The following is a 15,951-nucleotide window of genomic DNA, read 5'->3' as shown; positions in this document are numbered from 1 at the left end:
GCTGATAAAAATACTGAGAAAAATCAAAATTACAATAATTAATTTAAAATAAGTCCAACAGAAAATAGAATATTAGTCAGCAATGCCGCTTTTACCATATTTTCCAATAAAGGTTTCATACCCAGCGCGGTGGTATCATGGATAACTCTCTTTATGTGGTTTAGTAACATCGGTATAGCGAGCAAAAATAACCAACCCGTCCAGTGATGAAGATATAACAAGCTAAACAGAATTAAACAAAAAATGGCAATTAAGATGAGTGCCGCATGATACTTTCGAGCGCCTTTAGTGCCTAATCTAACAGCCAAGGTATTTTTACCGGCTTTAATATCATTTTCTATATCACGCATATTGTTAACGTTTAGTACTGCTACTGACAGCAATCCACAAGCGGTTGCTGGCAATAATATCATCAAATTAAAGTGGTTAGTATGCAGATAGTAAGTTCCGATCACACTTAACCAACCAAAAAAGATCAACACTGAGATGTCGCCAAGCCCCAGATATCCATAGGGTTTTTTCCCCACGGTGTAGGTGATGGCTGCTATTATAGCGATAACGCCGAGTATCAGAAAGCCAATAATATCCTTTGGCATTCGACAAGCGACTATGATCAGAGTTAAGCCACATAAACAACAAATAAAGATAGTGATTTTTAGGGCAACTTTCATTTCTGCCAGGCTAATAATTCCTTTTTGTATACCTCGTAATGGCCCCAATCGTTGCTCGGTATCACTGCCCTTAATCGCATCGCCATAATCATTCGCCAGATTGGATAGAATTTGTAGTGCAGCAGCAGTGAGTAAAGCTAATAATGCAATAGAGAGGGTAAAAGTGCCAGACCAATAAGCTAATGCAGAACCCGTTATAATTGGCGCAATACCCAACGGAAGTGTTTTGGGGCGTAAACTTTCTAGCCACGCCTGTATTTGTATAGGCTTTCTTGATGTGATTAAATTCATGTAATTAATCCACAAGTTTGTTGTTATAAAAATAATGGGAGGCTTAGCCCCCCATCCAAGATTATAATCAGCAAAGTTAACGACGCCAGATTATAAAATAAATCGACTCAGATCTTCATCAGCAACTAGTTCATCTAGATGCTTAGCTACGTAATCAGCGTCAATTATAATGTCTTGACCATTGCGTTCACTAGCATCGAAAGAGATGTCTTCCATCAATCGCTCAAGAACGGTATGTAATCGACGAGCACCAATATTTTCTGTTTTTTCATTTACTTGCGATGCTGCTTGAGCAATTTTATTAATACCTTCTGGCGTAAATTCAATGTTTAAACCTTCGGTTGCCATCAATGCTTTATATTGTATAGTTAAAGAGGCATTTGGTTCAGTTAAAATACGGTTAAAGTCTTCTGCCGTCAACGCTTGTAGTTCGACTCTGATGGGTAATCGGCCTTGTAGCTCCGGGATCAAATCCGATGGGCTGGCAACCTGGAATGCACCAGAAGCGATAAACAGAATATGATCAGTTTTTACCATCCCATGTTTAGTAGAAACGGTGCAGCCTTCAACTAAAGGTAGCAAATCACGTTGTACACCTTCTCGAGAGACATCAGGGCCAGACGTTTCACCACGTTTACAAATTTTGTCGATTTCATCGATAAAAACAATGCCGTGTTGTTCAACTGCATCAATGGCTTGCTGTTTTAGTTCTTCTGGATTGACCAGCTTTGCTGCTTCTTCTTCAATCAATATTTTGAAGGCTTCTTTGATCTTCATCTTACGGGGTTTATGTTTTTGCCCTGCCAGATTTTGAAACATAGATTGCAATTGACTGGTCATTTCTTCCATACCAGGAGGAGCCATAATTTCAACGCCTACCGGTGTAGTAGCAACCTCAATTTCAATTTCTTTATCGTCCAGCTTACCTTCTCTTAGTTTTTTACGGAAAGATTGACGTGCGGTAGAAGGTTCTACATTAGGATCAGGTTGTCCCCAATTATTTTTAGCCGGAGGTAATAAAACATCAAGAATACGTTCTTCTGCCAGTTCTTCTGCTCGGTAACGGTTTTTTTCTATAGATTGCAGGCGTACCATTTTTACAGCAGCGTCAGTCAAATCACGAATAATAGAATCGACCTCTTTACCCACATAACCGACTTCAGTAAACTTTGTTGCTTCTACCTTGATAAAGGGAGCATTAGCCAGTTTTGCCAAACGACGGGCAATTTCAGTTTTACCCACACCAGTTGGGCCAATCATCAAAATATTTTTCGGTGTTACTTCCTGACGTAGTGCTTCATCAAGTTGCATACGACGCCAACGATTACGTAGCGCAATAGCGACAGAACGTTTTGCTTTGTCTTGACCAATAATATGATTGTCCAATTCACTGACAATTTCACGAGGCGTCATTTCAGACATGTTTAAATCCTTAAGATTTTGAAGAGAGCTCTTCAAAGTTAAAATTATGGTTGGTATAAATACAGATATCACTCGCTATATTTAACGCTTTTTCTGTAATATCACGTGCGCTCATTGTTGTATTTTCTAACAATGCACGCGCAGCGGCTTGTGCATAGGCGCCACCAGAACCAATAGCGATCAAATCATTTTCTGGTTGAATAACATCGCCATTACCTGTAATGATCAATGAGCTGTTTTCATCTGCAACAGCTAAAAGCGCTTCGAGTTTTCTCAGCATACGATCAGTACGCCAATCTTTAGCCAATCCAACAGCGGCTTTCGTTAGGTGTCCTTGGTGAAGTTCTAGTTTTCGTTCAAAAAGGTCAAACAGGGTAAATGCATCAGCAGTACCGCCTGCGAAGCCCGCAATAACTTTATCATTATAAAGGCGGCGCACTTTACGGACGTTGCCTTTCATGACGGTATTACCCATCGTCGCCTGTCCATCACCACCAATTACAACTTGGCCATTACGGCGAACACTTACGATTGTAGTCATGAGTCAGCCCTTGGTTATTTTATTAGGGGAGTATGTAAACATACTTTTTAGGTTTTTTATGACGTAAAAAGTCAGTATTTACGCTATTAGGAATGTAAATGGGGGATAATAATTATTTTTCAACCCTTACTTGTACGAAGAATGCAGCCGGATACGCCGACAGATTTAGCTCGGTCACGTATTTTTTCTGCTGCTTCTTGATTGTAAGGCCCAAGAACTACGCGATGCCAACCTTCAGTCGAGCTAATCCTACTCTCTAAACCTGAAAAGGCCAGGTTAGCTTTAATTGATTCTGCTTGCTCCAGGTTCTTAAATGAGCCGCATTGTACCACTATTTTTTGTTGGTTATTTGTTGGTTGTTGGGGCTGTGGTGCGGGTTTTAATCGCAGAGGTGATTCTATTGGTGGGCCATTAATGATCACGTGTGAGCGGGGAACATTATCATTATTAGGCACCTCGGATAGATTTGTGGTGGGATTGCGTCTATCCGCATCAATCTGCTCAAGAAATTGACGCTGTTCATTGGTTAACTCGGTGGTGTTATTAATATTTGATTTGGTTGAGTGGTTAAAGTTTGGTAGATCAGAGCCCCGCTTTTCCAGCTCTTTTATGTAACGCCACCGTTCTTCTGGTTTAGGAGGTAGACTGTTGACTGGCTGATTGCTGTTAGGTGAGGTTGTTTTGTTAAGCACAGGAACGCGTTTATTTTGCGTAATGTAATATAAGCCACCAATAAAGACAATTACGATGGCAATAGCGACAGCAAGGGTTGTTTTCGGCAATCCTTGATTTGACTTTTTTTTGCCTGCATGCTTATTTTTACGGGGCGTTGTGCGCCCTCGTCTTACGTAATCTTTTTGTGCCACTTTTCAATTCGCTAATTAATAAAAAAGTTACATTAATTCGTTATATGTTACTTAACCTAATCACTTTTGACTAGTTTTTAGGTGGACAAACACTATCACGGATAATTAAATGGCAGTCTAGCAGTTTTGCATTTTTATCTATTCCGTGGCCTTCGATTTTCGCTAAAAGTAGTAACATTGCCTGGCGACCAATTTCAAAGCGAGGTTGCTCGATTGTGGTGAGAGCGGGTTCACTATATTGTGCAAAATTGAGATTGCCAAATCCAATAATAGATAAATCTCTTGGTAATGTTAGCCCCATACGTTTGGCCTGTCATATAGCACCAATAGCCATAATATCATTATGGCAAAAAATTGCGCTAGGTGGCTTAGTTAATGCAAAAAGTTTTTTTATGCCTTCAGCACCACCTTGGTAACTAAAATCACTATTAATAATATATTCCTGTTGCACCTTTTTACCTGCCCGCTGTATCGCTTGAGTGTAGCCTTGCAAACGATATTGGCAAGACAGAATGGTTTCTGGGCCTGTTATGCAAGCAATATATTTATGACCCAGTTTTTGTAAATAGTTAATTGCATTAAAAGAGTAGGTTAGATTATCAATATTTATAGTAGCAAAATTGAATTCAGGTACAAATTCATTTGCAACAACTATTGGTGGTAAATTTTTTAGTTTTCTATTGGCGAGTGAAAACGGAATATCAGAATTGAGTAACACAATGCCATCAATTTGTTGGCTAATAAATATATCAATAAGAGTGTGTTGTTGTTTTTTATAATGTTTACAATCACCAATCAGTACCATATATCCTTGTTCAGCAGCCACTTGTTCAATACCACTAATAATATCAGGACAAATAGGACTGGTAATATCGGGTATAGCAACAAAAATAGTTTTAGCTTTGCTTGATTTGGTATTTTTTGTCAGACAATAGGTATCATAACCCGTTTTCAACGCAGCTTGTTCAACCTTCTGGCGCGTCTTGACAGAAACTTGATCTGGCCTAGTGAGTGCTCGTGAAACGGTTGCAGTAGACACGCCTGCTGTGTTAGCAACATCCTTCATCGTTGCGTTGTGGTGATTTATCTTTTGTTGCATATCTCCACCTTGCATACTTCAATGACTAATTAAGTCTATTTAATCAATGCATTTACTTATCTTAATCACTTTGCCAGCAAAATTTGTAAATAAATTTGTCTGAATCGTTCAATTAGATTTATTTATAGAATAGCTTCGCACAAAACTAATTTTATTTGCTTCAATAGGTGTAAGTAGATGATTAATAGCAGCGACTAATTTTCAGTTGGATCAACATCGATATTCCATTTTACTTTTCGACTTTCAGGGTATGCCATAATTTCAGGTAAAATATGTGAAAGGAATTGTTGTAAATAGGAGCGCGAAGGATGCTGGAGTAGTAATTGCCAACGGAAACGGCCTGCCCGCTTAGCTTGGATCGCCGGTGTAGGACCCATTAACCAAAGTTGTGAGTCGCGCCTGGTATGTTGTTCTATATATTGGCGGAACTTGTTTAAAAAATCAGGTGCCGATTGGTTATGATGATCTTCTGAACGGATCATGATATGACTGCTATGTGGTGGCAAAAAAACATCACGTCGTTCCGCTAGTGTTTCTGTCGCGAACGCGTTATATCCTTTTTCTAATAATGTCGCTAATAATGGATGTTCAGGGTGGTAGGTTTGTAGGATCACTTCACCATGTTTACCGGCCCGCCCAGCCCGTCCAGATACTTGGATATAAAGCTGAGCAAATCTTTCGGTTGCCCGATAATCACTGGAAAAAAGTGCGCCATCTACATTCAGTAGGGCGACCAGAGTAACATCAGGAAAATGGTGTCCTTTCGCTAGCATTTGGGTGCCGATCAAAATTCGAGCACCACCTGTATAGACAGTTGCTAGCTGTTTTTCTAATGCGCCTTTCCGCCGAGTGGTATCTCTGTCAACGCGGGTAACCGGTATATTAGGAAAAAGCTGGTTAATAGCTTCTTCTAACTGTTCAGTTCCTAAACCGACAGGGAGCAGATGCGTTGAGCCGCAGTGTGAGCATTGTATTGGGATTGGCAGTTGACTATCACAGTGATGGCAACGTAGCTGACGTTGATGATGGTGTAGTGTGTAATAATGATCACAACGTGAACACTCGGCAATCCAACCACAATCATGGCAAATTAATGTTGGTGAGTAACCGCGGCGATTTAAAAATAGCATCACTTGATTATTTGCTGCCAGATGATCTTCAATACGCTGTATTAATGGTCTTGACATACCATATTTTAATGGCTGGCCTTTTAAATCAAGTAAATGTTGACTTGCCGGTTTGGCGTTTCCAGCTCGTTGGGTTAGATCTAGACGGTGATATTTTCCTTGTTCAATATTATAAAGACTTTCTAACGAAGGTGTTGCAGTACCCATAATAATTGGAATGTTCTCTTTTTTGGCACGAAAAACAGCCAGATCACGGGCATGATAACGCCATCCGTCTTGTTGTTTGTAAGAGTTGTCGTGTTCTTCATCAATAATGATCAAGCCAAGATTGGCAAAGGCAGTGAATAATGCGGAGCGCGTGCCAATTACAATAGCACTGTGTCCCTTTTGTGCCCGCAACCAGACCGTCAGTCGTTCACTATCATTTAATGCGGAATGCAGCACATCAACAGGCGCATTAAATCGCTCACTAAATCGTTGGATAGTTTGGGGAGTAAGACTAATTTCAGGTACCAGGACTAATGCTTGTTTACCTTGTGCTAAAACATTTTCAATCACACTGAGATAGACTTCTGTTTTACCAGAACCCGTGATCCCCACTAATAACCAAGGCATAAATGTTGACAGAGAACTTATTGCCCCTACTGCTGTTGACTGTTCTAGGTTAAGTTTTGGTTTTTCACCACAAAGATGAAAATCAGTATGCCAGTTTTCCATTTTTGGTTGGATGGGTAATAGTTGAATCAAGGCGCTCTTTTTTAATGCTTGTAGTGCACTTTCACTCAATTCGTATTCTGTTATTTGATGACGATAAAGGGGCTGTTGCTGTAGTAATGCGAGCGCCTGTTGTTGTTTTGGCGCTCTTTTAAGCTGGTTTGGGGCAAAAATTTTACCTTGCTGGCTGATTTGCCATTGCCATAGCGGAGAAAATGTTGCCGCTTTGCCTTGCCGCAGTAACACTGGTAGTGCATGAAATAGTACTTCACCAATCGGGTGATGGTAATACTGAGATGCCCAAAGTAGCAATGACCATAAACAGTCAGAAAATAACGATTCTTGATCTAACACTTGTTCAATGGTTTTTAATTGTTCACTACTGAGCTCACTATTTTGATTATGCGATAATACAATACCTAAGGTAGTACGCTTGCCAAATGGCACCAATACCCGGCAACCTTTAGCTGGTAAAGGAAGATTGGATTGGTAATCAAAAACGCGCATTAGCGGAACAGGGAGCGCCACTTGAACAATAGCCATTATTAAATGTTCCTAATCATTTTCATACAGCTTATTTATAAGACACATAAAGATAGAGTATCACATTATTTGAATAGATTTCATTGCGCTATAAACAGATTTTCTGTATGATCCGCCACCTTTGTTAGTAATTTTGATTACTAACACTATTCTTAATCGATTTGACGTATGGTGTCTAGCGTTAGGGTTAGATAGCGATGCGGCCTAAGTAGAGGTTTTCTATGAAAAAAGATATTCACCCTAAATATGAAGAAGTTACTGCGACTTGTTCTTGCGGTAATGTAATGAAAATTAAATCAACTGTTAATCATGATCTGAATTTGGATGTTTGTGGTAAATGTCATCCATTCTATACAGGTAAACAGCGTGATGTGGCTGCCGGCGGCCGTGTTGATCGCTTCAAGCAGCGATTCAATATTCCAGGCATGAAAAAATAATAATGGCTTAATGATACAAGCCAAAATCATGCTTATAATATAGGAGTAACACTTCGCTTAATATCGGGGTGTTACTGTTATATAAAACCAAATTTGTTGAATTAAAAACAATTAAACTAAGACTATTTTTACAAAAAACTTTAGTTATTTGATCTTTAAACACAAAATGTATAAGAATTTCAAAAATAATTTAACGAAAAATTAACATTAATTATTAAGCAGCATAACGGGTATCAAACGTGATTTTTTTCTTTTTGAGGCGAGAGAAAGATTTGTCAATAAGCGGTAATGATGTTTTTATGAACAATATGAGTTAACTTTGTACAATTGAGTGGATTTTAAGTAGATCTCCCCTTACCCCAAAAAGGGGACGTAACGCATTCGAGCAATCTCTAAAGCATGATCGACTAATTGAGCTATCCTCAATCCTTCGATAAAACGAGAAAATTTCATCCTGCCACCACAAAGAATGCAACTAAACGGATCGACTCCTAAAAACCGCTGGCTTAGCAGGGTAAAAGTCATCGAACGTTTTCTTTTGAATGCCGATTGTCCCACTGCTTTTCTAACAATATCGAGTAATTTTCCCACCACTCGATTTGCCAAAAAACCAAAATAACGGATCATCCGAAAATGTTTCTCGGGGATCTGTTTGATAAGCCGTAAAATTAATTCTTTCTGGGTTAAATCTAAATTTTTATAATGACCGGTATTATGGTCGAAAAACCGCAACGTAATGCGACTTCCTCCATCATAATGCGCTAGCCTTGCGCCAGAGACTGGCGGTTTCTTCAGGTAACGCCCAATATACTTTGCTGTTTTTTGGGCATTGGATGTCGGGTCGGCAAAATAAACATGCCAATAATCTTTACCTTCAGCATTTTTCCCTGCATTCAGAATAAACCGCTTCCACTCATCATAATCTCTTATGTGCTGTAAACTTTCAGGTAGGTAAATTTTCCCCAGACAGAAAGAAGATATTGTCGAATATTCCACATCCAACGTTTTCTGACTTTAGCGAGGTCAAATTGCATCGACTTCCATTTTTCATTTTGATTGATGCCGCCCATTGTCCATGAGAGATGAATATGCGTGTTCCAGTTTAGTTTTCTCCCATAGGTATGTAGCGCACCAAAAATACCCATTGTTAATCCCCGTTTTTTTGCTGCATAAAGTAAATTGTCCGCAGCAAACGGGAACAGTTTCCCTAGTAACCATCGATTCAATTCAAAGAGAAGCCAAAGACTATCCGGCATCGTAAACGTACCATGTTGCCATTCGACATCCGGTAAACGCATTATATTTGTGTCTATCCAAGTATCCGTGGCTTTTGTTCCACAGGATGGACAACCTCGTCCCTTGCAGGTAAAACAAACTAACTTCTGATGAGCACAATCTTCATTTTCACAACAGTATTGACGGAACCCCATCATCGTTGTGCCACAGGCTAACATTTTTGTTACCACCTCGATTTCAATATCTCTCAGTTGGGTAGTTTCCATGATCGCCGCCCATGCATTATTCCGCTCAAAAAGCAATTTTAACGGTTTGGGTTGAAAATCAGCTCTCATCGGGAAGTTAACTCACGGAAAAAAGAAACGAAATTAGCCATTTAACGATTAATAACTGTCATGTTTTAGGGTGAAAAAATAATCAATTTTAACGTTGCAAGATTATTTAACCAAATCTTATTTAACTAACCGACAAAACACGCTATAAAACGTCCTGTATCACTTTTTATGAAGAGATATACGATGGGTAATAGGGAATGATAGGTTTTTTTATTTGATAGCCTTAAAATCAATTACAGGCGGTTTTTTTTATGTCTGTACTTACTGGTTATCGATTTGCAGCCGTAGGCTGATTCGTTCAAGAATAAGACAAATAATTAATATTCCCATGTATCTGGATCAATACCTTTTTGGCGCATAACGATTTTTGCTGCTTCTGGAATCTCATCATCACGTTCTTTACGTAAATCATCGTCATTTGGCAACGGTTGCCCCGTGAAGGCGTGTAAAAACGCTTCACATAGCAATTCACTGTTTGTTGCATGGCGTAAATTATTAATTTGTCTACGAGTGCTCTCGTCTGTCAAAATTTTAAGTACTTTTAATGGGATAGATACTGTGATCTTTTTTACTTGCTCGCTTTTTTTACCATGTTCAGCATAAGGGCTAACATAATCACCATTCCACTCAGCCATGGGATACCTTAAGTTAAGTCAATCAATAGAAGAATTTAGTTGCTGTATAAATATAGCCTTAATTGGCAAAAATTTGTTTAATAAGTTTCTAATATTCTATCGTTTATTGTCGGGTTTAATATTGATAATTATCCCATTACTTGATTTAAACGTAAAGTATTTTGGATTTCCAGATGTATTAACATCTTCATGTCCATTTAGTTATATTTGATTATCTTTTTAATTTTTTTAGTGAATCGATATTATGTTAGTTGAACCAATAATGTTAACCATATGTCATTGGTTAAGTGCTATATTAGCAGCGTATTATTTGATGTAAGCTAGCAACTACCAATAAAAATTTATTAAGTTTTTCAGTAGCTATTGAAGATTTAGGTAATGCGTTTCAGCTAGTAGCGAAGAGGTAACTTTTTATCATGAATGCAGTGACAGCGGGAGCAGTAAAATATCACCATCGTCAATTACATAAATTTGGTGGTAGTAGTTTGGCTGATATGAAATGTTATCAGCGAGTCGCTAATATCATGGCAAATTATAGCCAGCCAGGTGATTTAATGGTGGTATCTGCGGCAGGAACAACAACCAATCAGTTAATTGATTGGCTGAAATTAAGTCAAACAGATAGTGTTTTAGCCAATCAGGTACAACAGGCAATTCGCCGTTATCAACAAGATCTTATAATTGGGCTATTACCTGACAAAAAAGCACAGATAGTAAAGTCGGCTTTTTTAGCTGAGCTTGATCGTTTAAGCACGTTAGTAGATAAATCAATTCATGCTGATATTTATGCAGAAATTGTTGGCCATGGAGAAATTTGGTCTGCGCGTTTGATGTCCGCGGTATTAGAAGAATTCGGTTTGGCTAGTCATTGGTTAGATGCACGGCTTTTCTTGCGTGCAGAGTTTGCAGCTCAACCTCAAGTAGATGAAACCCTATCACGCCCATTATTACAACAGCTTTTGCAACAACATGCTAATAAACGGTTGGTAGTAACGGGTTTTATTGCCCAAAGTAAACAAGGTAAAACGGTATTACTAGGGCGTAATGGTAGTGATTATTCAGCAACCCAAGTGGCGGCGTTAGCGGAGGTTAATAAAGTAACTATCTGGAGTGATGTTGCGGGTGTATACAGTGCTGATCCACGCAAAGTCAAAGATGCTTGTTTACTGCCACTATTACGCCTTGATGAAGCTAGTGAATTAGCGCGTTTAGCGGCACCAGTGCTTCATACTCGCACCTTACAGCCAATTTCAGTCACTAATATTGATTTACAACTTAGATGTAGTTATCAGCCTGAGCAGGGTTCGACAAAAATAGAGCGTGTTTTGGCATCAGGTACGGGTGTCAAAATTGTTACCAGCCATGATGATGTTTGTCTGGTCGAATTAATCGTGGCAACTCAGCAAAATTTTAGCCAAATCTATAAAGATATCGATTTATTACTAAAGCGAAATCAATTGCGGCCATTAGCGATTGGTTTACATCCAGATCGAAAATTGATCCAGTTATGTTATACCTCTGAAGTTGCTGCTAGTGCTCTAGCGCTATTAAAGGAGATGGTGGTAGTAGAAAAATTATCATTACGTGATCATTTTTCTTTAGTGGCAATTGTCGGGGCGGGCGTTGGTAAAAATCCCCTGCATAGTCATCGTTTCTATCAACAATTAAAAGATCAACCGGTTGAATTTATTTGGCATTCTGAAGAAGAAATAAGCCTGGTTGCTGTTTTGCGCGCGACTCAAACATCACATTTGGTTCAGGGATTACACCAGAGCTTATTTCGGGCAGAAAAACGTATTGGCTTGGTTCTGTTTGGTAAAGGTAATATTGGTTCTCGCTGGCTGGAATTATTTGCTACCGAGCAAAAAACGATTTCCGCTCGTAGTGATTTTGAATTTATTCTGGCAGGTGTAGTCGATAGTTGCCGTAGCTTGTTAAATTATGAGGGCATCGATCCAAGTAGAGTATTAGCTTTTTTTGATCATGAAGCCACAATCCATCAAGATGAAGCGCTTTTTCTTTGGATGCGAGATCATCCGTTTGATGATCTGGTTGTATTGGATATAACAGCCAGTGACTTATTAGCCAAAAGTTATCTTGATTTTGCGAGTTACGGTTTTCATCTAATCAGTGCTAATAAGATACCCGGCGCTCTAGCGAGCGATGACTACCGTCAGATCCGTGATGCTTTTGCAAAAACAGGTCGATACTGGCTGTATAACGCGACAGTCGGGGCGGGATTACCAATAAATTATACTGTCCGTGATTTAAAAGAAAGTGGTGATAATATCCTTTCTATTAGTGGTGTTTTTTCTGGTACCTTATCTTGGTTATTTTTACAATTCGATGGCACGGTACCGTTTAATCAATTGGTTGAGCAAGCTTGGCAGCAAGGCTTAACCGAGCCAGATCCACGAATTGATCTTTCTGGGCAAGATGTGATGCATAAATTGATCATTTTGGCACGTGAAGCGGGCTATGAAATTGAACCTGAACAGGTACGAGTTGAGTCATTAGTTCCCGCCGAAGCTGCAGCCGGTGATCTGGATGCGTTTTTTGAAAATAGTATGGTCATTAATGAACAAATGGCACAACGTTTCCAGGCTGCTCAGGAAATGGGCATGGTGTTGCGTTATGTTGTTCGCTTTGATGCCACTAAGAAACGCGCCAAAGTCGGTGTTGAAGCTGTTCTGCCTGATCATCCATTGGCCGCCTTATTACCCGGTGATAATGTTTTTGCCCTAAAAAGTCGTTGGTATCGTGATAATCCGTTAATAATTAGGGGGCCTGGTGCTGGACGTGATGTGACGGCGGGCGCAATTCAGTCTGATCTTAATCGCTTATCACAATTGCTTTGATCGCCATAATAACAGCATAATCTCTTTGCTTCTACATTCATTGATAGTCAACAAAAGCAGAGGAGTTATTCCTCTGTTTGCTGGTAAAGTCTTTTCGATGGTTAACAATATTGGCTAGCTAGTCCTTCATTCAACAATTTCCTGAAATTGCACCCTACCTTGTACTGAAATAATCTTTATAGTGGCAATAAGTCAATTATAAAATTTTATAAAGATGCCATACTTTTTGATCTAGATTTAGATTTGATGATAAAGCAGATATCCGTTATATGATCAGAGAGTGTTATTATTTGGCGATTCTATTTTTAGCGTGAGAACGAGAAAAGGTAATTATCGACTGATAAAACAGTCTCAACTTAAATAATGCATAAGTAAGCTTTTAGCCAGTGAAAGTTAGGGAGTCTTAATGGATCAACAATATTCCGCGATGCGCAGTAATGTCAGCATGTTAGGTAAATTATTAGGTGATACAATTAAAAATGCTTTGGGTGAGGATATTTTAAATAAAGTAGAATCTATCCGTAAATTATCAAAATCTTCTCGGGCAGGAAATAAAGCACAACGTCAAGCTTTATTGAAAACATTACAAAATCTCTCTAATGATGAACTTCTTCCTGTTGCCAGGGCATTTAATCAATTTCTTAATCTAGCTAATGTCGCAGAGCAATATTATAGCATTTCTCCTCATGGTGAGGCATCTAGTAATCCTGAGGTATTAGCCAAGCTTTTTACTCGCTTAAAGGAAAAAAAATTTACTAATAAGGTGATAACAAAAGCGATCGATGAATTATCAATTGAATTAGTATTAACTGCCCATCCAACAGAAATTGCGCGCCGCACTTTAATTCACAAATTGATTGAAGTGAATACCTGTCTGGCACAGTTAGATCATGATGATTTAGTGGATTATGAACGTAACAATATTATGCGACGTTTACGTCAATTAATTGCACAGTGCTGGCATACCGATGAAATCCGTAAAAATCGCCCTACGCCGATTGATGAAGCTAAGTGGGGATTTACGGTAGTTGAAAACTCATTATGGGAAGGGGTTCCTGCTTTTTTACGTGAACTGAATGAGCAGCTTGAAACCAGTTTGACGATTAATTTGCCTGTTGACACTAATTTGATCCGATTCACTTCCTGGATGGGAGGAGATCGTGACGGTAATCCCTTTGTTACTGCCGAAGTCACTCGAGAAGCGCTTTTACTAAGTCGCTGGAAAGCGGCTGAACTTTTTTTAGCTGATATTCAAATCTTGGTCTCTGAGTTATCGATGTCAGAAGCAACGGCTGAACTTCGACAATTAGCCGGTGGTGATGATATTGATGAGCCTTATCGCCAGATTGCTAAAGATTTACGTAGCCGTTTACGCAATACACTCGATTATCTGGATAGTTGTATTAAAGGTGAAAAGGTATTGCCACCTGAAGACTATCTTTATGATAATCAACAACTTTGGCAACCACTTTATACTTGTTATCAATCACTTATTGCTTGTGGTATGCCGATTATCGCCAATGGACAATTACTCGATACCTTACGCCGCATTCGTTGTTTTGGTTTGCAATTAGTACGCATTGACATCCGTCAGGAAAGTAGCCGCCATACTGATGCATTAGCAGAGCTACTTAATTACCTTGAGTTAGGTGATTATAAAAATTGGTCAGAGGAAGAAAAACAGACTTTTCTATTGGCTGAACTAAGTTCTAAACGGCCACTTTGGCCAAAAAATTGGCAACCTAGTGCAGAAACGCAAGAAGTATTGGCTACTTGCCAGGTTATTGCCGATTCACCGACGGACACCATTGCTGCTTATGTTATTTCCATGGCAAAAGTACCATCTGATGTATTAGCGGTAAAATTGCTGCTTAAAGAAAGTGGCTGTTCACTAAAATTACCGGTGGTGCCACTGTTTGAAACCTTAGATGATTTAAATAATGCTGAAATCGTGATGCAAAAATTGCTCACCATCCCCTGGTATCGTGAGATTATTGATAATAAACAGATGGTCATGATCGGTTACTCCGATTCAGCCAAAGACGCTGGAGTGATGGCGGCCTCGTGGGCTCAGTATTGCGCTCAGGAAGCGCTAATTAAACTTTGTGACAAAGAAAAAGTTAAGTTAACCCTATTTCATGGTCGTGGTGGTACCATCGGTCGCGGCGGAGCGCCAGCGCATTCGGCACTGCTTTCGCAACCGCCTGGTAGTTTAAAAGGCGGATTAAGAGCTACTGAACAAGGGGAAATGATCCGCTTTAAATATGGTTTACCGCAAGTGACGATGAGCAGTTTATTTATTTATACTAGCGCAATATTGGAAGCTAATTTATTGCCACCACCGGAACCAAAACCAGAATGGCGTGCGGTAATGGAAATATTATCTGATATCTCATGTAATATGTATCGTGATTATGTTTGCCAACAACCGGATTTTGTTCCCTATTTTCGCGCTGCCACCCCAGAGCTTGAGTTAGCTAAATTACCATTGGGTTCCAGGCCGACAAAACGTCGTCAGGATGGTGGTGTAGAAACTCTGCGAGCTATTCCCTGGATTTTTGCCTGGTCGCAAAATCGCTTAATGTTACCCGCCTGGTTAGGTGCAGGGGCGGCATTGCAGCATGTTATTGATAATGGCATGAAATCAGTTCTTGATGATATGTGGCATGACTGGCCTTTCTTTAAGACTCGTATTGCGATGTTAGAGATGGTATTTGCTAAAGCTGATTTGTGGTTAGCTGAATATTATGATCAGCGATTGGTTGAAAAACGGCTGTGGCCATTAGGCGAAGAACTACGCAAACAGCTGGCGCAAGATATTAACAGTGTACTTGCTATCTCGAAGGATAAAACATTAATGGCTGATTTACCGTGGATTGCTGAATCCATTGCCTTAAGAAATGTTTATACCGATCCTTTAAATGTCTTACAGGCGGAGTTATTGCATCGTTCTAGGCAACAGCAACAACCGGATCCCTATATTGAACAAGCGTTAATGGTGACCATTGCCGGCATTGCCGCTGGTATGCGTAATACCGGCTAAATTTTGTCAAAAACAGCCAAATTAGCTGCGATAGCAGCTATTTTTTGCGATAGGGAGTTTTTTAAGATTATTTAGCATACAAAAGTCATTATCATTATTGCAATAACTATACTTAGCAGCAAAAGGAATTTGC

At 39.4% G+C, this 15,951-nt stretch carries 9 protein-coding genes and 2 pseudogenes; 3 read left to right on the top strand and 8 right to left on the bottom strand.

Annotated features, from left to right (window positions below; genetic code table 11):
• Positions 1 to 38: 38 nt before the first annotated feature.
• From WH390_RS13545 to priA, 6 genes and pseudogenes are all read right to left on the bottom strand, one after another.
• A complete protein-coding gene (locus WH390_RS13545; protein WP_032116030.1) occupies positions 39 to 962 on the bottom strand; it encodes a 1,4-dihydroxy-2-naphthoate polyprenyltransferase in 924 nt (307 codons plus the stop codon).
• 90 nt (positions 963 to 1,052) lie between these two features.
• Positions 1,053 to 2,384, bottom strand: coding sequence for an HslU--HslV peptidase ATPase subunit (hslU, locus tag WH390_RS13540; protein ID WP_032116031.1), 1,332 nt, complete (start codon positions 2,382 to 2,384; stop codon positions 1,053 to 1,055).
• A gap of 10 nt (positions 2,385 to 2,394) precedes the next feature.
• Complete coding sequence (hslV, locus tag WH390_RS13535) at positions 2,395 to 2,925, bottom strand: ATP-dependent protease subunit HslV (RefSeq protein WP_032116032.1); 531 nt, start codon at positions 2,923 to 2,925, stop codon at positions 2,395 to 2,397.
• A gap of 119 nt (positions 2,926 to 3,044) precedes the next feature.
• The gene (locus tag WH390_RS13530) at positions 3,045 to 3,791 is read right to left on the bottom strand and encodes an SPOR domain-containing protein (protein ID WP_032116033.1); all 747 of its coding nucleotides are present in this window, start codon (positions 3,789 to 3,791) and stop codon (positions 3,045 to 3,047) included.
• Between the two features lie 70 nt (positions 3,792 to 3,861).
• A pseudogene (gene cytR, locus WH390_RS13525) lies at positions 3,862 to 4,890 on the bottom strand (DNA-binding transcriptional regulator CytR).
• 194 nt (positions 4,891 to 5,084) lie between these two features.
• Entirely contained in the window at positions 5,085 to 7,274 is a 2,190-nt protein-coding gene (priA, locus tag WH390_RS13520) for a primosomal protein N' (RefSeq protein ID WP_032116034.1), read from the bottom strand.
• A gap of 221 nt (positions 7,275 to 7,495) precedes the next feature.
• On the opposite strand from priA, the gene rpmE reads away from it, so the two are divergent.
• Positions 7,496 to 7,711 carry a 50S ribosomal protein L31 gene (gene rpmE / locus WH390_RS13515; protein WP_032116035.1) on the top strand — a complete coding sequence of 72 codons (216 nt, stop codon included), beginning with the start codon at positions 7,496 to 7,498 and terminating at the stop codon, positions 7,709 to 7,711.
• A gap of 354 nt (positions 7,712 to 8,065) precedes the next feature.
• Here the strand turns inward: rpmE and WH390_RS13510 are convergent.
• Together WH390_RS13510 and metJ are read right to left on the bottom strand one after the other, a co-directional pair.
• Positions 8,066 to 9,282, bottom strand: a pseudogene (locus WH390_RS13510) (IS91 family transposase).
• A gap of 317 nt (positions 9,283 to 9,599) precedes the next feature.
• Positions 9,600 to 9,917 carry a met regulon transcriptional regulator MetJ gene (metJ, locus tag WH390_RS13505; RefSeq protein ID WP_032116036.1) on the bottom strand — a complete coding sequence of 106 codons (318 nt, stop codon included), beginning with the start codon at positions 9,915 to 9,917 and terminating at the stop codon, positions 9,600 to 9,602.
• A 416-nt stretch (positions 9,918 to 10,333) separates the two neighbouring features.
• Between metJ and WH390_RS13500 the strand changes: the two genes are divergently transcribed.
• Positions 10,334 to 12,775 carry a bifunctional aspartate kinase/homoserine dehydrogenase II gene (locus WH390_RS13500; RefSeq protein ID WP_032116037.1) on the top strand — a complete coding sequence of 814 codons (2,442 nt, stop codon included), beginning with the start codon at positions 10,334 to 10,336 and terminating at the stop codon, positions 12,773 to 12,775.
• A 406-nt stretch (positions 12,776 to 13,181) separates the two neighbouring features.
• Complete coding sequence (gene ppc / locus WH390_RS13495) at positions 13,182 to 15,818, top strand: phosphoenolpyruvate carboxylase (RefSeq protein ID WP_032116038.1); 2,637 nt, start codon at positions 13,182 to 13,184, stop codon at positions 15,816 to 15,818.
• Positions 15,819 to 15,951: the final 133 nt, after the last annotated feature.

It is taken from the genome of Candidatus Arsenophonus nilaparvatae (assembly GCF_045346035.1).
Classification (GTDB): domain Bacteria; phylum Pseudomonadota; class Gammaproteobacteria; order Enterobacterales; family Enterobacteriaceae; genus Arsenophonus; species Arsenophonus nilaparvatae.
The sequence above is the reverse complement of the archived record's forward strand: the minus strand, read 5'-3'. Positions and strand labels throughout refer to the sequence as shown.